Below are 20,840 nucleotides of genomic sequence, written 5' to 3' on the forward strand. Positions count from 1 at the left end.
AAAGCAGGGGATGTACAACCCGGCGTTCGAGAAGGACGCCTGTGGTCTGGCGATGGTCGCGACTCTCCGCGGAGAAGCAGGCCACGACATCGTGGACCTGGCGCTCACCGCGCTCCGAAACCTCGAGCACCGCGGTGCGATCGGGTCGGATGCCGGTACCGGTGACGGCGCCGGCATCCTGACCCAGATGCCCGACGCCTTCCTGCGTGCGGTGGTCGACTTCGACCTGCCGCCGGTGGGGGAGTACGCGGTGGGTCTCGCGTTCCTGCCGACCGACCACGACGAACGCGCAGCGCAGAAGAGCGCCGTCGAAGAGATCGCCGCGAGCGAGGGCCTGACGGTCCTCGGCTGGCGCGTGGTCCCCACGGCCGACGAGAACCTCGGCAAGCTCGCCTTCAACGCGCGGCCCGCGTTCGAGCAGCTGTTCGTGTCGCGGCCCGCGGTCGGCGACGCGCCGGCGCTGTCGGGCATCGCGCTGGATCGTCGCACGTACCGGCTGCGCAAGCGCGCTCAGCACGAGCTCGACGCGTACTTCGTCTCGCTGTCGAGCCGGACGCTCGGCTACAAGGGCATGGTGACGACGCTCCAGCTCGAGCCGTTCTACCCCGACCTGCAGGACGAGCGCTTCGCGACCGAGTTGGCCGTCGTCCACTCGCGCTACTCGACCAACACCTTCCCGTCGTGGCCGCTCGCGCAGCCGCTACGCATGCTGGCGCACAACGGCGAGATCAACACCGTGAACGGCAACCGCAACTGGATGCGGGCGCGGCAGTCGCAGCTCGAATCGGAACTTCTGGGCGACATGCATCCGTTGCTCCCGATCTGCAGCCCCGGACAGAGCGACTCCGCTTCGTTCGACGAGGTCCTCGAGCTCCTCACCCTCACGGGCCGGAGCCTGCCTCACGCGATCATGATGATGGTCCCCGAGGCGTACGAGAAGCAGACCGACATCCCCGACGATCTGCGTGCGTTCTACGACTACCACTCGATGCAGATGGAGCCGTGGGACGGCCCGGCAGCGCTGATCTTCACCGACGGCTCCCTCGTCGGCGCCACCCTCGACCGCAACGGTCTGCGCCCCGGTCGCTGGACCGAGACGACCGACGGCCTCGTCGTCATCGGCAGTGAGACCGGCGTGCTGGATTTCGAGCCCGAGCGGATCAAGCGCCGCGGCCGACTCCGGCCCGGACGCATGTTCGTCGTCGACACGGCCCAGGGTCGCATCGTCGAGGATGACGAGATCAAGCAGGACCTCGCCTCGATGCATCCGTGGCAGGAGTGGCTCGACGCGGGCCGCGTCCGCCTCAAGGACCTGCCCGAACGCGAGCACATCGTGCACCCGATCGCGTCGATCACCCGTCGCCAGCGCACCTTCGGCTACACCGAGGAGGAGGTGCGCATCCTCCTGACCCCGATGGGGCAGACGGGCGCCGAGCCTCTCGGCGCGATGGGTTCCGACACCCCGATCGCCGTCCTCAGCGAGCGTCCGCGGCTGCTGTTCGACTACTTCGTGCAGCAGTTCGCGCAGGTGACGAACCCGCCGCTCGACTCGATCCGCGAAGAGGTCGTCACTTCGCTCGGACTCGGACTCGGCCCGGAGCGCAACCTGCTGGATGCGGGCCCCGATCACACGCGGGTCATCACACTCGACTTCCCGGTGATCGACAACGACGAGCTCGCCAAGCTGCAGAACATCGACCGCGCGCTTCCCGGGCGACGCTCCATCACGATCCGCGGGCTCTACCGCGCCGATGACGCGGCGGATTCCCTTCGCTCGCGTCTCGACGAGATCTGCGCAGAGGTGGATGCCGCGATCGCCGACGGCGTCGAGTTCATCATCCTGAGTGACCGCGACTCGACGTCCGACCTCGTGCCGATCCCGTCGCTCCTGACGCTGTCGGCCGTGCACCACCACCTGATCCGCAATCAGAACCGCATGAAGGTGGGACTCGTCGTCGAGGCGGGTGACGTGCGCGAAGTGCACCACGTCGCGACCCTGATCGGTTACGGCGCATCAGCCGTCAACCCCTACCTGGCGATGGAGACGGCCGAGTACCTCGTCCGCGCGGGCTACATCACCGGCGTCTCGCCCGAGAAGGCGGTTCGCAACCTCATCTACGCGCTCGGCAAGGGCGTGCTGAAGATCATGTCCAAGATGGGCATCTCTACGGTGTCCTCCTACGCCGGTGCCCAGGTCTTCGAGGCGGTGGGGCTGTCCCAGGACTTCATCGACACGTACTTCACGGGCACCGAGACGAAGCTCGGCGGAATCGGCATCGAGGAGATCTCGCGCGAGAACCTCGCCCGCCACGAGTTCGCCTACCCGGCCGATCAGGCTGCGCGAGCGCACGAGCGGCTCTGGACCGGCGGGGAATACCAGTGGCGGCGGGACGGGGCATCCCACCTCTTCAACCCCGACACCGTGTTCCGCCTGCAGCACGCGACCCGGACCCGGCGCTACGACATCTTCCGCGAGTACACGAAGATGATCGACGATCAGGCTGCCGACCTGAAGACCCTCCGCGGCCTGTTCCGGCTGAAGGCGGGCGTGCGTCCCGCCGTGCCGATCGACGAGGTCGAGCCGATCTCATCGATCGTGAAGCGGTTCTCCACGGGAGCGATGAGCTACGGCTCCATCTCCAAGGAAGCGCACGAGACGCTCGCGATCGCGATGAACCGCCTGGGCGCGAAGTCGAACACGGGCGAGGGCGGCGAGGACGTGGATCGTCTGCTCGACCCCGAGCGCCGCTCCGCCATCAAGCAGGTCGCGTCGGGCCGCTTCGGCGTCACGAGCATGTACCTCACGCACGCCGACGACATCCAGATCAAGCTCGCGCAGGGTGCCAAGCCCGGCGAGGGCGGACAGCTTCCTCCGGGCAAGGTCTACCCCTGGATCGCGCGGACCCGTGGCGGTACTCCCGGCGTGGGACTGATCTCGCCGCCGCCGCACCACGACATCTACTCGATCGAAGACCTCAAGCAGTTGATCTTCGACGTGAAGCGGGCCAACCCTTCGGCGCGCGTGCACGTCAAGCTCGTGAGTCAGTCGGGCATCGGCGCGGTCGCCGCAGGCACGGCCAAAGCCCTGGCGGACGTCATCCTCGTGTCCGGTCACGACGGCGGAACGGGTGCGAGCCCGCTGAACTCGCTCAAGCACGCCGGCACCCCGTGGGAGCTCGGGCTCGCAGAGACGCAGCAGACGCTGATGATCAACGACATGCGCGGCCGTGTGGTCGTGCAGGCCGACGGTCAGTTGAAAACCGGCCGCGACGTCCTCATCGCAGCGCTGCTCGGCGCCGAGGAGTTCGGGTTCGCGACCAGCGCGCTCGTCGTCGAGGGCTGCATCATGATGCGCGTATGTCACCTCGACACCTGCCCCGTGGGCGTCGCGACGCAGAACCCCGAGCTGCGCAAGCGCTTCACGGGCAAGGCGGATCACGTCGTGAACTTTATGGAGTTCATCGCACAGGAGGTACGCGAGTACCTCGCCGAGCTCGGGTTCCGCTCGATCGAAGAGGCCGTCGGGCACACCGAGGTCCTGGACGTCGAGCAGGCCGTCGACCACTGGAAGGCCTACGGTCTCGACCTGTCGCCGATCCTCCGCGGACCGGTCTTCGGTGACGACGCGCCGCGGCACCGCGTGCGCGAACAGGACCACGAACTCGAAGCGCACTTCGATGTCGCCCTGCTCGACCGGGCCCGCGACGTCGTCGCGCACGGCGGTCACCTGACGATCGACCTCCCGGTGCGCAACACCGAGCGAGCGGTCGGCACGATGCTCGGCCACCACGTGACCAAGGCGCACGGCGAGAACGGACTTCCCTCCGGCACGATCGAGATCAACCTGACCGGGTCGGCGGGACAGTCCTTCGGCGCCTTCCTGCCGTCGGGCATCACGCTGCGGCTCGAGGGCGACTCGAACGACTACGTCGGCAAGGGCCTCTCGGGCGGCGAGATCGTCGTCCGCCCGCCCCGCACGGCGTCCTTCGACGCCTCGCAGAACGTCATCGCCGGCAACGTCATCGGTTATGGCGCGACGCGTGGATCGATGTTCCTGCGCGGCGTCGTCGGTGAGCGTTTCCTGGTCCGCAACTCCGGTGCGACCGCGGTCGTCGAAGGCGTGGGCGACCACGCGCTCGAATACATGACCGGCGGTCTCGCCGTCATCCTCGGCGCGACCGGTCGCAACCTCGGCGCCGGGATGTCCGGCGGCTCGGCCTACATCTACCGCCTCGACGAGGCGCTCATCAACCGCGAGGCCATCGCGTCGGGCGAACTGGAACTCCACCAGCTCGGCGCGGGCGACATCGAGATCCTCCGCGATCTGCTCACCCGGCACGTCGAGGAGACCGAGTCCGACCTCGCCGAGCGACTGATCGCCAACCTCGCCACCGAGGCCGCGAACTTCACGCGCGTCCTGCCGCGTGACTACGCGGCTGTTCTGAAAACCCGCCAGGAGGCGGCCGCCGAGGGGCTCGACCCCGACAGCGACGTCGTCTGGACCCGCATCCTGGAGGTGACCGGTGGCTGATCCCAAGGGCTTCCTCAAAGTCACCGAGCGCGAGCTTCCGCCGCGCCGGCCCGTTCCCGTTCGCATCATGGACTGGAAAGAGGTGTACGAGCAGGGCGACCAGGCCGTGCTGCGTCGCCAGGCCGGCCGCTGCATGGACTGCGGCGTGCCGTTCTGCCATCAGGGATGCCCTCTCGGCAACCTGATCCCGGAGTGGAACGACCTCACGTGGCGCGGCGAGGGCCGAGCCGCCATCGAGCGCCTCCACGCGACCAACAACTTCCCGGAGTTCACCGGCCGGCTGTGCCCGGCGCCGTGCGAGAGCTCGTGTGTCCTCGGTATCAACCAGCCCGCGGTCACGATCAAGCAGATCGAGGTCTCCACGATCGACGAAGCGTTCGCCCACGGCTGGGTCGAAGCGGAGCCTCCCGGGCGTCTGACCGGCAAGACGGTCGCCGTCGTCGGATCCGGGCCTGCGGGCCTCGCTGCCGCACAGCAGCTCACGCGCGCCGGCCACACGGTCGCCGTATACGAACGCGACGACCGCATCGGCGGTCTGCTGCGCTACGGCATCCCGGACTTCAAGATGGAGAAGCGCCACCTCGAAACGCGACTGCGTCAGATGCGGGACGAGGGCACGCGCTTCCGCGCCGGCGTCGAGATCGGCAAGGACCTCTCCTGGGAGGACCTCCGCGCTCGCTACGACGCCGTGGTGATCGCCACCGGCTCCACGGTTCCTCGCGACCTGGCCATCCCCGGCCGCGACCTCGACGGCGTCCACTTCGCCATGGAGTACCTCGTCGAATCGAACAAGGCGGTCGCGGGAGATCAGGTGCCGCACCAGATCCACGCAGAGGGCAAGCACGTCGTCGTCATCGGGGGCGGTGACACCGGAGCAGACTGCATCGGCACCGCGCACCGGCAGGGCGCGCTCAGCGTCACGAACCTCGCCATCGGCACGCAGCCGCCCGAGGCGCGACCCGACCACCAGCCGTGGCCGATGATGCCGACGATCTTCGAGGTCGCCTCGGCTCACGAGGAGGGCGGCGAGCGGTCCTTCCTCGCGTCGACCGTCGAGTTCCTCGGCAACGACGTGGGCGAGGTGCGTGCACTCCGCGTGGCCGAAACCGAGTTCGTCGACGGCCGTCGTGTTCCGAAAAGCGGGACCGAGCGCGAGATCCCCGCGGACCTCGTGCTGATCGCGATGGGCTTCACCGGCCCCGAGCGCCCCGCTCTCGAGCAGCAGCTCGGCGCCGCTTTCACCTCGAACGGAAACGTCGAGCGCGCCCACGACTGGCAGGCGACGGCACCCGGTGTCTTCGTCGCCGGCGACGCCGGTCGCGGCCAGTCCCTCATCGTCTGGGCGATCGCAGAAGGGCGCGCGGCGGCTTCGGCCGTCGACGAGTACCTGATGGGGTCGACCAGTCTGCCGGCGCCGGTCCGTCCGACCGACGTCGCGATCGGTCTCCAGCACGCCTAGGCTGAGATCGTTCCCAAAATCTCTACCCGACGGAGCTATTTCTGTGAGACGCGCGAAGATCGTCGCCACTCTGGGTCCCGCCACCGAAAGCTACGAGATGGTTCGCGCCATCATCGACGCTGGTGTGGACGTGACCCGCTTCAACCTCAGCCACGGCGACTACGCCGACCACGACGCCCGGCTGGCCAACGTGCGGAAGGCGTCTGAGGATGCCGGCCGTGCCGTCGCCGTCCTCGTCGACCTGCAGGGCCCCAAGATCCGGCTCGGCCGGTTCGCCGAGGGTCCCCACTTCCTCGCCGTCGGCGACGTGTTCAAGATCACGACCGACGACATCCCGGGCACCAAGGAGATCGTCTCCACCACGTTCAAGGGCCTGCCCTCCGACGTGAATACGGGCGACTTCCTTCTGATCGACGACGGCAAGGTCCGCGTCCAGGTGACCGGTGTCGAGGGCTCCGTCGTGACGACGGAGGTCATCGTCGCCGGGTACGTGTCCAACAACAAGGGCATCAACCTCCCGGGCGTCGCGGTCAACGTGCCGGCCCTGTCCGACAAGGACGAGGCGGACCTCCGCTGGGGTCTCCGCGCCGGCGCGGACATCATCGCGCTGTCGTTCGTGCGCAACGCCGCCGATGTGACGCGCGTGCACGAGATCATGGCGGAGGAGGGCCGGAAGGTCCCCGTCATCGCCAAGATCGAGAAGCCGCAGGCCGTCGACGCGCTCGAGGAGATCATCGACGCCTTCGACGGCATCATGGTCGCCCGTGGCGACCTCGGTGTCGAGCTTCCTCTCGAGGCCGTCCCGATCGTCCAGAAGCGTGCCGTGGAGCTCTGCCGCCGGATGGCGAAGCCCGTCATCGTTGCGACGCAGATGCTCGAGACGATGATCGAGAACCCGGTGCCCACCCGCGCCGAGACGAGCGACGTCGCCAACGCGGTCCTCGACGGTGCTGACGCGGTCATGCTCTCCGGTGAGACGAGCGTCGGCAAGCACCCCGTGGGAGTTGTCGAGACGATGGCCCGCATCATCGATGCGACCGAGACCCACGGCCTCGAGCGCATCCCGCCGCTCACGGCCAAGCCGCGGACGCAGGGTGGCATCATCACCCTCGCCGCGAACGAGGTCGCCGAGTTCGTCGAGGCGAAGTACATCTGTCTCTTCACCGAGTCGGGCGACACCGCTCGTCGCATGTCGCGACTGCGCTCCGGCATCCCGATGCTCGCCTTCACGATCGAGCCGGCGATCCGTCGCCGCATGGCGATGACGTGGGGCATCCAGTCGGCGCTCGTCGAGCACGTGGCCCACACGGACCTCATGTTCCTCCAGGTCGACGACTACTTCCTGTCACGTGGCCTTCTGCAGGAAGGTGACAAGGTCGTCGTCATCTCCGGGTCCCCTCCCGGAATCATCGGCGCGACCAACGACATCCGCATCCACAAGATCGGTGACGCCGTGCACGGCAAGGCCCCGATCTACAAGGCGGAGAGCTGATCGCAGACCCGTAATGCACGAAACGGCGCCCCTTCGGGGGCGCCGTTTCGCTGTGGTGCCGGTGGTGGGAGTCGAACCCACACGCCCTTTCGGGCAACCGAGTTTGAGTCGGTCGCGTCTGCCATTCCGCCACACCGGCGCGCGCCTCAACGACGATACCGCAGGATGCGGGTGCACCCTGGCCTAGGATGGACGAGTGACTGAGCAGGAACCCCCCATCGCCCCCCAGGCAGCCCCGGCTCCCCGACGCGTCGTCGTCGCGGAGGATGAGTCGCTGATCCGCCTCGACATCGTCGAGATCCTGCGTGACAGCGGCTTCGACGTGGTCGGCGAGGCGGGCGACGGCGAGACCGCAGTGCAGCTGGCCACCGAGCTTCGTCCCGACCTCGTCATCATGGACGTGAAGATGCCGATCCTCGATGGCATCAGCGCCGCCGAGAAGCTCAGCAAGAACCACGTCGCGCCTGTCGTCCTCCTGACGGCGTTCAGCCAGAAGGAGCTCGTCGAGCGCGCGAGCGAGGCCGGTGCACTGGCGTACGTCGTGAAGCCGTTCACGCCGAACGACTTGCTGCCTGCGATCGAGATCGCGCTGGCGCGCTACGAGCAGATCATCACGCTCGAGGCCGAGGTCGCCGACATGGTCGAGCGCTTCGAGACGCGCAAGCTTGTCGACCGTGCCAAGGGTCTTCTCAACGAGAAGATGGGGCTGTCCGAGCCCGAGGCTTTCCGGTGGATCCAGAAGGCGTCGATGGACCGTCGCCTGACGATGCAGGACGTCGCCAAGGCGATCATCGAGCAGCTGGCGCCGAAGAAGTCCTGACGGCAATGATCGACGAGCTCGAGCTTCCTGCGGAGCTCTCCGCTCGCCGCGGCGCGGTTCAGCTTCGGCGTGCGGCGACCGACGACCTTGACGTCGTCATGGGCCTGCTGTCGGACGACCCGGTCAGCTCCGGCCGAGGTGACGTGTCCGCCGCACAGGATCGGCCGCTGTACGCCGCCGCGCTCGACCGGACGCTGGCGGCAGCGGGCAACGACCTCCTCGTCGTCGAGACCGACGGCCGTGTCGTCGGCACCATGCAACTGACGGTGATCCCCGGAATGGCCCGCCGCGGCAGCACACGACTCCTCGTCGAGGCTGTGCGCGTGGCGAGCACGGAACGTTCCGGCGGTATCGGCGGCGCGATGATGACGTGGGTCGCCGAGGTCGCCGCCCCTGCGGTGGGGGCATCCATCGTGCAGCTGACCTCGGATGCCGCTCGTCTCGACGCCCACCGGTTCTACACCCGACTGGGATTCGTCGACTCGCACGTCGGCTTCAAGCTCGCCGTGCCGCGCTGAATCCGGATCAGGATGCCGGCAGGTCTCGCACCATGTTGGTGATGCGGACCGTCGAACAGCGCCGACCCTGATCGTCCGTCACGACGATCTCGTGGACGGTGAGGCTCCGCCCCAGGTGCAGGGGAGTGCAGATGCCCGTCACCCAGCCCTCGGTCGCGGAGCGGGTGTGGGTCGCGTTGATGTCGATGCCGACGGCCAGGCGGTCGGGCCCCGCGTGGAGGTTCGCGTGCATCGAGCCGAGCGACTCGCCGAGGACGACGTACGCGCCGCCGTGCAGGAGGCCCACCGGCTGCGTGTTGCCGGCGACCGGCATCCGTGCAACTGCTCGTTCGAGGGTGAACTCGACGAACTCGATGCCCATCTTCTCGGCGAGGGACCCCATGCCGCGACTGGTCACCCACGCGAGCGCGTCGGACGGAATTGGAGCAGTCTCGGACATGGCGGATCACCTTGCGGTCGGGCGGTGCCGGCCCGGCATCCGCGGGGAAGTCGATGTCGCAGGCCCGAACTAGGCTGGTCGGGTGAGCGACTCCGGAAAGCCTACTCTGCTCGTCGTCGACGGCCACTCGCTGGCCTACCGGGCGTTCTACGCCCTTCCCGTCGACAACTTCTCGACGAAGGACGGCCAGCACACGAACGGCATCTACGGCTTCCTGTCGATGTTCGTGAACCTCGTCAAGGCCGAGAAGCCGACGCACCTCGCCGTCGCGTTCGACACCTCGCGGCAATCGTTCCGCACGCGCGTCTACGAGGAGTACAAGGCGAACCGCTCCGAGTCGCCGGCCGAGTTCAAGGGTCAGATCCCGCTCCTGCAGGACTGTCTCGCGGCCATGGGCGTGCCCGTTCTCACCAAAGAGGACTTCGAGGCCGACGACATCCTCGCGACGCTCGCCACGCAGGGCATCGAGGGCGGGTTCCACGTCCTCGTGTGCTCGGGCGACCGTGACACGATCCAGCTCGTCACCGACGACGTCACTCTCCTGTACCCGAGCGTCCAGGGCGTCTCGCAGCTCAAGCGCTACACGCCCGACGCCGTCGTCGAGAAGTACGGCCTGCCGCCCGAGAACTACCCCGACATCGCCGCCCTCGTCGGTGAGACGAGCGACAACCTTCCCGGCGTACCGAAGGTGGGGGAGAAGACCGCGGTCAAGTGGATCACCCAGTTCGGCTCGCTCGACGCCCTCCTGGAGCGCGCGGACGAGATCAAGGGAGTCGTCGGCGGCAACCTCCGCGAGCACCTCGACGACGTCCGTCGCAACCGTCAGCTCAACCGCCTCCTGCGCGACGTCGAACTCGAGTACGCGCCGGAGGACCTCCTCATCCGTCCGCTCGACACGCAGGCGGTCCGCGACATCTTCGCGCGGCTCGAGTTCCGAACGCTCCTGCCGCGGGTGTTCGAGGCGTTCGACGCCACCGACGAGCCGCCCGCTCCCGAGGTCGCCGCACCCGAGCCGCAGCAGACGGATGCCGACGCCCTCGCCGCGTGGCTCGCCGAACAGTCTGGCGAACTCGCCCTCACGGTCGCCATGGCAGGAGGACTGCCGACCCGCGTCGGCGTCGCGACGTCGGAGGAGGTCCGCGAGGCGGCCTGGGACGACGCCGCGCGTGTGGCGCTCGCCCCCTGGCTCGAAAGCGACGCGCCCAAGATCATGACCGACGCCAAGCCGCAGGTGAAGGCGCTTCGCCGCGCCGGCGTGCGGCTCGGCGGACTCGCGTTCGACGTCCTGCTCGCCGGGTGGCTTCTGCGGCCGAGTCTTCCCGACAAGAACCTCGCCGACCTGGTCGACCGCTACCTCGATGAGAAGCTGCCCGAGGCCGACCCGTCGCAGCTGGTTCCCGAGACCGAGGGTGCGACGCCCGGTCAGCTCGCCTGGTTCAGCCTGCGGGTCGCCGAGGCCGAGCGCGCGGAGCTGCCGGCATCCGTCTCGAGCGTTCTCGACGACATCGAGCTCCCCACCCTCGACGCCCTCGCCGACATGGAGCTCGCCGGCGTCTCGGTCTCCCGCGACAAGCTGTCGGGCTTCTCGGGCGAGCTCGCTGCTCGGGCCGACGCGATCGCGCAAGAGGCGTACGGGATCATCGGCCGCGAGGTGAACCTCGGCTCGCCCAAGCAGCTGCAGGAGGTCCTGTTCGAGCAGCTGGAGCTGCCCAAGACCCGCAAGACCAAGACGGGGTACTCGACGGATGCCGCGGTCCTTGCGGACCTGCAGGACTCCCACCCGCACCCGTTCCTCGGTCTGCTCTTGCAGCACCGCGAGGCGACCAAGCTCCGTCAGATCATCGAGTCGCTGACGGTCGGGATCGCCGACGACGGCCGCATCCACACGACCTACGTGCAGACCGGCAGCCAGACGGGGCGGCTCTCGAGCACCGATCCGAACCTCCAGAACATCCCGATCCGCAATGAGGAGTCGCGGCGCATCCGAGCCGCCTTCGAGGTCGGGCCGGAGTACGAGACACTCCTCACCGCCGACTACTCGCAGATCGAGATGCGGATCATGGCCCACCTGTCCGGCGACCCCGGGCTGATCGAGGCGTTCAACTCGGGCGAGGACCTGCACCGCTTCGTGGGTGCGCGGGTCTTCGGAGTCGAGCCCGCCGAGGTGACCTCGCCGATGCGCACGAAGGTCAAGGCGATGTCGTACGGCCTGGTGTACGGCCTGAGCGCGTTCGGCCTGTCGAAGCAGCTCCGCATCGAGCAGTCCGAGGCGAAGCAGCTCATGCTCGAGTACTTCGCACGCTTCGGTTCGGTGCGCGACTACCTGCGGTCGTCGGTCGAGCAGGCACGTATCGACGGCTACACCGAGACGATCTTCGGCCGCCGTCGACCTTTCCCCGACCTGACCAGCCCCAACCGGGTCCTGCGCGAGAACGCCGAGCGTGCTGCTCTCAACGCTCCGATCCAGGGCAGTGCGGCCGACATCATGAAGATCGCGCTCGTCGAGATCCACAGCGACCTCCGCGATCAGGGGTTGTCATCCCGCGTACTCCTGCAGATCCACGATGAGCTCGTGGTCGAGGTAGCGACAGGAGAGTGGGATGCCGTGGAGCAGATCGTCCGCACGCGAATGGGCGATGCGGCCGACCTGTCCGTCCCCCTCGACGTGCAGATCGGGCGCGGCAGCCACTGGGACGAAGCGGCTCACTGACGCGGAGCGTGCGACGCTCTACGCTCGAGGAATGACCGACGCACACCGCACACCCACTCCGATCGACGCGATCGCGGACCGCTGGGTGGACACGCTGGCAGAACTCTCCCCGAGTCTCGCGACCTACATCGGGCGCACCGAGCACAACGGGCGACTGGACGACTTCTCGCCGGCGGGGCACGACCGTCTCGCCGACGCGGCAGCCGATACGCTGCGCGCCCTCCAGGCCGCGGACGCGGTCGACGACGTCGACGAGGTCACGAAGATGGACCTCTCCGCCGAGCTCGGCCTCCACCTCGACCTGCATGCGGCGAAGTCGCACCTCCGCGACATCAACGTGATCGCGTCGCCGTCGCAGGACATCCGAGCGGCCTTCGACCTCATGCCGACCGACACGGTCGAGGACTGGTCCGTCGTGGCCACGCGTCTCGCCGCGATCCCCGAGGCCCTCGCCGGCTACGTCGAGTCACTGCGCCGGGGTGTGTCCGAAGGCGTCGTCCCCGCGCGTCGCCAGGTGCGAGAGGTCGTCACGCAGATTGCCCGCTACACGAGCGACACCGGCTTCTTCGCGACGTTCGTCGGCGATGCCGCCCCCGCCGAGGGGCACCTCCCCGCGTCCCTCGCTCGCGACCTCGCCGACAACGCGGGGGCCGCTCGGGTCGCGTACGACCAGCTCGCGACGTTCCTCCGCGACGAGCTGGCACCGGCGGCATCCGATGTGGATGCCGTGGGCCGAGAGCTCTACCAGCTGCACTCGCGGCGATTCCTCGGCGCGACGATCGACCTCGACGAGACCTACGAGTGGGGTGTCGAGGAGCTCGCCCGGATGGTCGCGGAGCAGGAATCGATCGCCCACGAGATCAAGGCCGGCGCGACCGTCGAAGAGGCCGTCGCCTTCCTCGAGGAGGATGAGGCGCGCAAGCTCCGCGGTACCGAGGCGCTGCAAAAGTGGATGCAGGAGACCAGCGACCGTGCCGTCGAGGAGCTCGGGCGCACGCACTTCGACATCCCCGATCCGATCCGGCGGCTCGAGTGCATGATCGCGCCCACCAACGAGGGCGGCATCTACTACACGGGTCCGACGGACGACTTCTCCCGGCCGGGCCGGATGTGGTGGTCGGTGCCGGAGGGCGTCGACACGTTCGACACCTGGCGCGAACTGACGACCGTGTACCACGAGGGCGTCCCCGGACACCACCTGCAGATCGCGCAGGCGGTCTACAACCGCACCGAGCTGAACTCGTGGCGTCGACTGCTCGCCGGCTCGAGTGGGCATGCCGAGGGCTGGGCTCTGTACGCTGAGCGACTCATGGCGGAGCTCGGTTACCTCGACGACCCGGCCGACCGCCTGGGCATGCTCGACGGACAGCGGATGCGGGCTGCCCGTGTCGTCCTCGACATCGGCGTGCACCTGGGCAAGCCGCGTCTCGACGGCACCGGCGTCTGGGACGCCGACTACGCCCTCGAGTTCATGCGGCGGAACGTCAACATGTCCGACGAGTTCATCCAGTTCGAGGTGAACCGCTACCTCGGCTGGCCGGGACAGGCGCCCTCGTACAAGGTAGGACAGCGCATCTGGGAGCAGATCCGCGATGAGTCGGCTCAGCGTGGGGGCGCGGACTTCGACATCAAGCAGTTCCACATGCGGGCGCTCCGCCTCGGCGGTGTCGGTCTCGACACCCTGCGCGCCGCGCTCCGCGACGCCTGACGCCCCGGGTTCGACGCCGTAGGGGGATGCCGGGAATAGTCGGCATCCCCCTACGTTTATGCATATGAATGAAAGGGGCGGACATGACCGCTGTGGAATTGGGCCTGGACACCTTCGGTGACATCACCGTCGACGCGAACGGCGAGAAGGTCTCGGGCGCGCAGGCGATCCGCAACCTCGTGGCGCAGGCCACACTCGCCGACCAGGTCGGTGTCGACTTCATCGGCGTGGGGGAGCACCACCGCGCCGAGTACTCCGTCTCAAGCCCCGAGATCGTGCTCGCCGCCATCGCGGCGCAGACGGAGCGCATCCGGGTGGGCACCGCCGTCACCGTCCTCTCGAGCGACGACCCGGTCCGCGTCTACGAGCGCTTCGCGACCCTCTCGGCGATCTCGGACGGCCGCGCCGAGGTCATTCTCGGGCGCGGATCGTTCATCGAGTCGTTCCCGCTCTTCGGCTTCAACCTCTCGGACTACGAAGCCCTGTTCGAGGAGCGCCTCGAGCTGTTCTCGCTCCTCCGCACAGAGAAGCCGATCACGTGGCAGGGATCGACGCGTGCCGCGCTCACCGATGCGGACGTCTTCCCGAAGACCGAGCATGGCATCCGTGCCTGGGTCGGCGTCGGCGGGTCCCCGGAGTCCGTCATCCGCACCGCTCGCTACGGTTACGGCCTGATGCTGGCGATCATCGGCGGTCCGGCGGCCCGCTTCCGCCCGTACGTCGACCTCTACCACCGCGCGATCGGTGAACTCGGTACCGAGGCTCAGCCCATCGGCATCCACTCGCCCGGTCACATCGCCGACACCGACGAGCAGGCGTGGGAGGAGGCGTACCCCGGTTTCGAGGCGCAGAACAACACGATCGGTCGTGACCGCGGCTGGCCGCCCTACAGCCGGATGCGCTTCCAGCAGGAGGTCGGTCCGGAAGGGTCGATCTACGCCGGTTCACCGGAGACCGTGGCACGGAAGATCGCGGACACGATCACGACGCTCGGCGCGGGACGGTTCGACCTGAAGTACGCGAACGGCACCCTCGGGCACGACAAGCTCATGCGCTCCGTCGAGCTCTACGGCACCAAGGTCATCCCGCTCGTGCGCGAGATGCTCGGGGAGTGACCTGGCAGGGTCCGCGCCCTCGTACGATGCAGGGATGACCACGACCACGACCGGCTCCGTCACCGGCCGACTCGATCGCCTGCCCTTCACCCGCACCCACCTGCGGGTGCTGACCGGCTCGGGAGCGGGGTGGGCGCTCGATGCGATGGACGTCGGGCTCATCTCGTTCGTGATCGCGGCGCTCGTCAGCGAATGGGGGCTGACGAGCGCAGCGACCTCGTGGATCGCATCGGCGGGCTTCGCAGGAATGGCGATCGGCGCCACGGTAGGCGGACTGCTCGCCGACCGCATCGGCCGCCGGTCGGTGTTCGCCCTCACGCTCCTCGTCTACGGCATCGCGACGGGGGCGAGCGCCCTGTCCGGCGGGCTCATCGCCCTCATCGCGCTGCGATTCGTCGTGGGCCTCGGCCTGGGGGCGGAACTCCCCGTGGCCAGCACCTACGTCAGCGAGTTCGCCCCGGCACGGATGCGGGGACGCATCATCGTCGTGCTCGAAGCGTTCTGGGCGATCGGGTGGACCGCATCCGCCCTCATCGGGTACCTCGTCATCCCGTCGGTCTCGGAGGGCTGGCGCTGGGCGCTCGCGATCGGCGCCGTCCCCGCCGTCTACGCGCTCGTGGTCCGGTGGGGCCTGCCGGAGTCGCCGAGGTGGCTGGCGTCGCGCGGGCGGACAGCGGAGGCCGAGCGCATCGTCACGGATCTCGAATCATCTCGGCCCCTGTTCGGAACGACCGTCTCGACAACGGCACCGGCTGCGGAGGGCGCGTCTGCTCCCGCCACGACGATCGGGATGCGGCTGCGCGGGCTGTGGGCTCCGGATATGCGCGTGCGGACCGCCGCGCTCTGGGTCGTCTGGTTCTGCGTCAACTTTGCCTACTACGGCGCCTTCATCTGGATCCCGACCCTTCTCGTCTCGCAGGGATTCGGATTGGTGCGGAGCTTCGAATTCACCCTCCTCATCACGCTGGCCCAGCTTCCCGGCTACGCCGTCGCTGCGTGGCTGATCGAGAAGTGGGGTCGGCGTCTCACGCTCTCGGTCTTCCTGGCCGGGTCCGCGGTCGCGGCGATCCTCTTCGGACAGGCGACGACCATCCCCATGATCCTCGCGACCGGAATGGCGCTCTCCTTCTTCAACCTCGGCGCGTGGGGAGCGCTGTACGCCGTCACGCCCGAGACGTACTCCACGTCGCTTCGCGCCACGGGTGCGGGCTGGGCCGCCGGGGTAGGACGCATCGCCTCGATCCTCGCGCCGCCCGCGGTCCCGGCGCTGCAGGCCATCGGCGGCATCCCGCTCGTCTTCGTGGTTTTGAGTGCCTTCTTCGTCGTCGCGGCGGCCGCCACCTGGGGGCTCGCGGAGTCGCGCGGGCGCAGCCTCGCTGACTGAGCGCTCACAGCCTCGTAGGCTGAAGCAATGCCAGCGGAAGTGCGCTACGTCGCGATCGGGGATTCGTTCACGGAGGGCGTGGGAGACGAGTTGCCCGACGGCACCGTCCGCGGCTGGGCCGACCTCGTCGCCCAGGGGTGGGCGGATTCGCGCGGCGAGGCGATCTCGTACGCGAACCTCGCGATCCGCGGCAAGCTCATCCAGCCGATCGTCGAGGAACAGCTGGAGCGGGCACTCGCGCTGCGACCGACGCATCTCTCCTTCAACGGCGGCGGCAACGACATGCTTCGCCCGCGCACGCCCATCTCCCGAGTGGCCGACGTGTTCTCCCGGGTCCTTCGCCGGTGCGATGAGGAGGGCGTCACCATGATCGTGCTGTCCGGTGCGAACCCGTCGGCGCAGTTGCCCCTGTCGGGGCTGATCCAGCGACGCGGTGACGAACTCTCCCGGGAGGTGACCGAACGCATCCGCGGTCGAGACGATCTCGTCGTCGCCCTCAACTGGCCGGACGCCGAGTTGTCGCATACGTCGTTCTGGTCCGAGGACCGGCTGCACATGAACTCTCGCGGACACCACCGCGTCGCCGCGCGGGTGCTCGAGGCTCTTGGAGAAACTCCGCCCGCGGACTGGTGGCGCCTGCAGGAGCCCGACTCCGCCGTCGCGTTGGGCCGCGGACGCTACTTCCGCGAGCATCTCGGCCCGTGGTTGCGACGACGCCTCACCGGCACGTCATCCGGCGATGGACGGCAAGCGAAGTACGGCGACTGGTTCTCGGTCGAACCACGAAACGTCTGATCCGCGGCTGTCAAGGGCTTTCAGGTTCCTGTCAGGCTCCGCGAGGATCGGAGCACACAGCCAACAGAGGGAGTGTGCGCATGAGCATCGGAACCGGAATCGTGCTGTTCGTCATCGGCGCCATCCTGGTGTTCGCCGTCAACGTCGACGTGGAGTACGTCAACCTCGACATGATCGGCTACATCCTGATGGGCGCCGGATTCGTCGTCTTCGTCCTCGGCCTCGTGCTGATGACGCGCCGGCGTTCCAGCGAGTCGACCGTCCGAACGGTCGACCCTGTCGCGGGGGAGCGGGTCACCCGCTCCGAGACGCGTACGTCGGGAGACGGCACCGTCTGAGCAGTCGGCAGAAACCGGTGGCTCGTCCCTTCCGGGGACGGGCCACCGGTGCGCTCAGCCTCGGGGGCGGCGCGGCGGGTCCATTCCGATGTGGATGCGGGTGCGCCGCCGTTCGATGCTGATGAAGACGGCGCCGATGACCCACAGCGGGATCTGCACGAGGAAGGCGACGCGGAACGCCTCGAGCCGGTAGGTGTCGGGGGTACCCGCTCCCTGCAGATCGAGCACGAAGCCGATGGCGAAGATCGCGAGGAGAGCCGCGAGGAAGCCGCCGGCGTTCGTGACACCGGTAGCCGTGCTCAGGCGATGTGCCGGATTGTGCGTGCGCGCATGGTCGAAAGCGATCATGGATGCCGGGCCCCCCATCGCGAGCGCAATGAGCAGGATCACGAGCAGCCAGATCGGGGCGGGTCCCGGCCAGGCGATCACGGCCGTCCACGCGGCGAGCTGCACACCCACGGCGGGGAGCACGAGAGCGCGCGAGCGGCGATTCGGCGCGCGGCGGGAGAGCTCGCCGAGCACCGGGCCGAGCGCCATTCCGGCGAAGACGTACAGCGATGTGAGCACACCGGCTTGGCCGGTGGTGAGACCTTCGCCTGCCGTCAGGTAGGGGAATCCCCACAGCAGGATGAAGGCGGTGCCCGCGAAGGGCGTCGTGAAGTGGGACCAGAACGCCAACCGGGTGCCCGGATGGGCGAGTGCGGCGCGGATGCCGACCCCGGTGTCGATCGTGGAGGTGACGACCCGGATCGCGCCGGTGTCCGTGTCGACGCTCACGTCCCGCGCACGGTCGGGCGGACGATTCCGTACGAGCGCGAAGACGAGGATGGCGAACAGCACGCAGAGCCCTGCGATGCCCCCGAAGGTCACCGTCCAGTCGGTCGCATGGAGGATGGCCGCGATCGGGATGACGGCGACCAGCTGCCCGGCCTGTCCGAGGATCCCCGTCAGCTGCACCATGAGCGGCCCTCGCTGCGCGGGGAACCACGTCGCCACGAGACGGAGGACGGCGGGGAAGACCGCGGCGTCCCCGGCGCCGAGGAGCATGCGCGCGACGAGGGCGACGCCGACACTGGGAGAGACGGCCATCGTCAGCTGTCCGACCGCCATCAGGACCATTCCGATCGTCATGATCGGTCGGGATCCGTACCGGTCGAGGAGGATCCCGATCGGGATCTGCATTCCGCCGTAGACCGCGAGCTGCACGACGGCGAACAGCGACAGGGTCGCGGCATCCGCCTGGAAACGGTCTGCGGCGTCGACACCGACCGCCGCGAGCGACGTCCGGTTGGTGACCGCGAGCATATAGGCGGCGACGCCGGTGCCCCAGATGATCCAGGCGCGGAATCCGGGCCCGGTCATGGGTGTCGTCCCGTGTCGATGGGGGATGCCGCTCCGCTCACCCGCCCACGCTACTCCCGGCGGGCGTACTCTGAGCCCACACCGTTCGGACCATCGGAGGACGATATGAAGGCGACCATCGGCGAGACCGTCATCGCAGAGGCAAGCGACGACGAGATCATCCGGATCGAAGGGAACGCGTACTTCCCGCCGTCATCCATCAAGGCGGGAGCCCTCGTCGAGAGCCCGACGCCGTACACGTGCCCGTGGAAAGGCGAATGCCAGTACTTCCACATCGAGGCAGGACCGGAACGACTCGCGGACGGCGCCTGGTCGTACCCCAACCCCTACCCGTCCGCGTTCGACCGCGTCGGCAAGGACTTCTCCGGCTACGTCGCGTTCGCGCCGGCCGTCACCGTGGGGTCGTAACCCCGAAACGCCGCCGCGTCACTCGTGCAGCGGCCCGAGCGAGGCGGCGGTGACGAACCGAGCCTCGGTGGGCACGGGCTGCTCCAGCTCGATCACCGTCAGGGTGTTACTGCCTGCCCGTGTCACCGGTCCGGGGATGTACAGCGTCCGCTGAGGGCCGTTCGACCAGTAGCGACCCAGCAGGAAATCGCCGACGAACACGTACCCCTTTCCCCACCCGGCGGTGTCGAGGAAGAGGTCGGTCGGGGCATCCAGGTCGAACTCGGCCGCAGCCACGAGCAGTTCCGGCGCGGACGCCGCGTCCTCGAGGCGAACCGGCGTCGTCCGCCAGTCGAGTTCTCGCCCGTCGACCGTCACGGGGCCGATGAGGCCCTTCTCTTCGCCCAGGCGATCGTCGTAGTTCACGCGTCCCTGCTCCTCGACGAGGATCGAGAGCGCCCGACCGGCCGGCAGACGGAGCGCATGCTCGTGTCGCGTGCGCGACAGCGATCCGATCCGGATGCCGTCGACCGACACCCACGCCTGGTCGCGCACCTCGCCCACGGCGAGGACGGCACCCGCGAAGCCATCGGGGAGCGCCGCTTCGTAGCGCAGGAGGGTGCCCGTGTGCGCGGCATCCTCGAAGGTCGCCAGCGCCGAGATCGACGGCTGTTCGGGCTCGCCCGGAGCGATCACGGGGGAGAGGGCGACGCGGAACTCCGGTCGCAGCGCGGCGGGCTCCGGCACTTCGGCGGGGACCGCGGCGTACTTCGCGATGACCTCGCGGAATGCGTGGAACTTCGCCGTCGGGTCGCCGGCCTCGTCGAGCGGAGCGTCGTAGTCGTAGGACGTGACGATCGGCAGATACCTGCCCTTGTCGTTCGCGCCGTTCGTCGTGCCGAAGTTCGTCCCGCCGTGGAACATGTAGATGTTCACCGAGGCGCCCGCGGCGAGGAGGTCGTCCAGCTCGGCTGCCGCCGTGGCGGCATCGGTCGTGTGGTGCGGGCCGCCCCACCAGTCGAACCAGCCGTCCCAGAACTCCGAGCACATGAGCGGGCCGGTCGGCTGATGCGCGCGGAGCGTGGCGAGGCGTTCGTCCGCCCGCGATCCGAAGGACCCCGTGAGGTGCACGCCCGGGAGCGATCCGGCCTCGAGCATGTCGGGCTCCGGCTGATCGACGGTTGTCAGAGGCACCGTGATCTCGGAATCCCGTGTGATTCGGACGAGCTCGGCGAGGTAGTCCTTGTCGGACCCGTATGCGCCGTACTCGTTCTCGATCTGCACGAGCACGACGTTGCCGCCGCGGTCGATCTGCCGGGGCGCGACGATGCGGTAGACGCGGCGGAGGTACGTCTCGAGCGCGTCCTGGTAGGCGGCATCCGTCTGCCGAAGTCGGATGCCGGGTGTCGCCGTGAGCCACGTCGGCAACCCGCCGTTGTGCCACTCCGCGCAGATGTACGGGCCCGGCCGGACGATGGCGTGCAGGCCCTCGGCGGCGACGAGGTCGAGGAAGTGGCCGAGGTCGAGGCCGTCGGACTCGCTCCACTCGCCGCGCACCGGTTCGTGGGCGTTCCAGGCCACGTAGGTTTCGATCGTGTTGAGGCCCATGAGGCGGGCTTTGCGGATGCGGTCGGCCCAGTCGCCGGGGTGGACGCGGAAGTAGTGCAGCGCACCCGAGATGATGCGGTGAGGCTGGCCGTCCAGGAGGAAGTCCCGGTCGCCGATGGCGAAAGTGCTCATGTGATCTCCGCTCGGAGCCTGCTCTGCCGGCGGTGCCGACTG

At 68.6% G+C, this 20,840-nt stretch carries 15 protein-coding genes and 1 tRNA gene; 12 read left to right on the forward strand and 4 right to left on the reverse strand.

Going from position 1 to position 20,840, the window contains the following annotated elements:
- The first annotated feature begins 10 nt into the window (after positions 1–10).
- The 3 genes from gltB to pyk are packed head-to-tail and all read left to right on the forward strand — an operon-like array spanning position 11 to position 7,482.
- Positions 11–4,531, forward strand: coding sequence for a glutamate synthase large subunit (gene gltB / locus ABQ271_RS07295; RefSeq protein ID WP_349310870.1), 4,521 nt, complete (start codon positions 11–13; stop codon positions 4,529–4,531).
- Positions 4,524–5,990: a glutamate synthase subunit beta gene (locus ABQ271_RS07300; protein ID WP_349310802.1), complete on the forward strand. Its 1,467-nt coding sequence runs from the start codon at positions 4,524–4,526 to the stop codon at positions 5,988–5,990. The genes gltB and ABQ271_RS07300 overlap by 8 nt, the downstream gene beginning before the upstream one ends.
- Before the next feature lie 43 nt (positions 5,991–6,033).
- Positions 6,034–7,482 (forward strand): pyruvate kinase, encoded by a 1,449-nt coding sequence (pyk, locus tag ABQ271_RS07305; protein WP_349310803.1) that lies wholly within the window; start codon positions 6,034–6,036, stop codon positions 7,480–7,482.
- 53 nt (positions 7,483–7,535) lie between these two features.
- Here the strand turns inward: pyk and ABQ271_RS07310 are convergent.
- A tRNA-Leu gene (locus ABQ271_RS07310) sits at positions 7,536–7,621 on the reverse strand.
- Between the two features lie 57 nt (positions 7,622–7,678).
- On the opposite strand from ABQ271_RS07310, the gene ABQ271_RS07315 reads away from it, so the two are divergent.
- Together ABQ271_RS07315 and ABQ271_RS07320 are read left to right on the forward strand one after the other, a co-directional pair.
- Positions 7,679–8,302, forward strand: coding sequence for an ANTAR domain-containing response regulator (locus ABQ271_RS07315; protein ID WP_052009368.1), 624 nt, complete (start codon positions 7,679–7,681; stop codon positions 8,300–8,302).
- Positions 8,303–8,307: 5 nt separating this feature from the next.
- Positions 8,308–8,820 carry a GNAT family N-acetyltransferase gene (locus ABQ271_RS07320; protein WP_349310804.1) on the forward strand — a complete coding sequence of 171 codons (513 nt, stop codon included), beginning with the start codon at positions 8,308–8,310 and terminating at the stop codon, positions 8,818–8,820.
- Positions 8,821–8,827: 7 nt separating this feature from the next.
- On the opposite strand, the gene ABQ271_RS07325 is transcribed toward ABQ271_RS07320, so the two are convergent.
- The gene (locus ABQ271_RS07325) at positions 8,828–9,259 is read right to left on the reverse strand and encodes a hotdog fold thioesterase (RefSeq protein ID WP_349310805.1); all 432 of its coding nucleotides are present in this window, start codon (positions 9,257–9,259) and stop codon (positions 8,828–8,830) included.
- 82 nt (positions 9,260–9,341) lie between these two features.
- On the opposite strand from ABQ271_RS07325, the gene polA reads away from it, so the two are divergent.
- The 6 genes from polA (at position 9,342) to ABQ271_RS07355 (ending at position 17,309) form a co-directional block, all read left to right on the forward strand.
- Positions 9,342–11,969: a DNA polymerase I gene (polA, locus tag ABQ271_RS07330; RefSeq protein WP_349310806.1), complete on the forward strand. Its 2,628-nt coding sequence runs from the start codon at positions 9,342–9,344 to the stop codon at positions 11,967–11,969.
- Between the two features lie 31 nt (positions 11,970–12,000).
- Positions 12,001–13,677: a DUF885 domain-containing protein gene (locus ABQ271_RS07335; RefSeq protein ID WP_349310807.1), complete on the forward strand. Its 1,677-nt coding sequence runs from the start codon at positions 12,001–12,003 to the stop codon at positions 13,675–13,677.
- A gap of 83 nt (positions 13,678–13,760) precedes the next feature.
- Positions 13,761–14,792 carry an LLM class flavin-dependent oxidoreductase gene (locus ABQ271_RS07340; protein ID WP_349310808.1) on the forward strand — a complete coding sequence of 344 codons (1,032 nt, stop codon included), beginning with the start codon at positions 13,761–13,763 and terminating at the stop codon, positions 14,790–14,792.
- A 34-nt stretch (positions 14,793–14,826) separates the two neighbouring features.
- The gene (locus ABQ271_RS07345) at positions 14,827–16,176 is read left to right on the forward strand and encodes an MFS transporter (RefSeq protein ID WP_349310809.1); all 1,350 of its coding nucleotides are present in this window, start codon (positions 14,827–14,829) and stop codon (positions 16,174–16,176) included.
- A gap of 27 nt (positions 16,177–16,203) precedes the next feature.
- Complete coding sequence (locus tag ABQ271_RS07350) at positions 16,204–16,971, forward strand: SGNH/GDSL hydrolase family protein (protein ID WP_349310810.1); 768 nt, start codon at positions 16,204–16,206, stop codon at positions 16,969–16,971.
- An 80-nt stretch (positions 16,972–17,051) separates the two neighbouring features.
- Positions 17,052–17,309 carry a DUF6458 family protein gene (locus tag ABQ271_RS07355; RefSeq protein WP_349310811.1) on the forward strand — a complete coding sequence of 86 codons (258 nt, stop codon included), beginning with the start codon at positions 17,052–17,054 and terminating at the stop codon, positions 17,307–17,309.
- Between the two features lie 54 nt (positions 17,310–17,363).
- Here the strand turns inward: ABQ271_RS07355 and ABQ271_RS07360 are convergent, their stop codons facing one another.
- Positions 17,364–18,671: an MFS transporter gene (locus ABQ271_RS07360; RefSeq protein WP_349310812.1), complete on the reverse strand. Its 1,308-nt coding sequence runs from the start codon at positions 18,669–18,671 to the stop codon at positions 17,364–17,366.
- Positions 18,672–18,776: 105 nt separating this feature from the next.
- On the opposite strand from ABQ271_RS07360, the gene ABQ271_RS07365 reads away from it, so the two are divergent.
- A complete protein-coding gene (locus ABQ271_RS07365; protein WP_349310813.1) occupies positions 18,777–19,079 on the forward strand; it encodes a DUF427 domain-containing protein in 303 nt (100 codons plus the stop codon).
- Positions 19,080–19,097: 18 nt separating this feature from the next.
- Here ABQ271_RS07365 and ABQ271_RS07370 read toward each other — a convergent pair whose 3' ends face one another.
- A complete protein-coding gene (locus tag ABQ271_RS07370; RefSeq protein WP_349310814.1) occupies positions 19,098–20,798 on the reverse strand; it encodes a beta-galactosidase family protein in 1,701 nt (566 codons plus the stop codon).
- Between the last annotated feature and the right edge of the window lie 42 nt (positions 20,799–20,840).

The organism is Microbacterium sp. MM2322 (assembly GCF_964186585.1).
GTDB lineage: Bacteria > Actinomycetota > Actinomycetes > Actinomycetales > Microbacteriaceae > Microbacterium.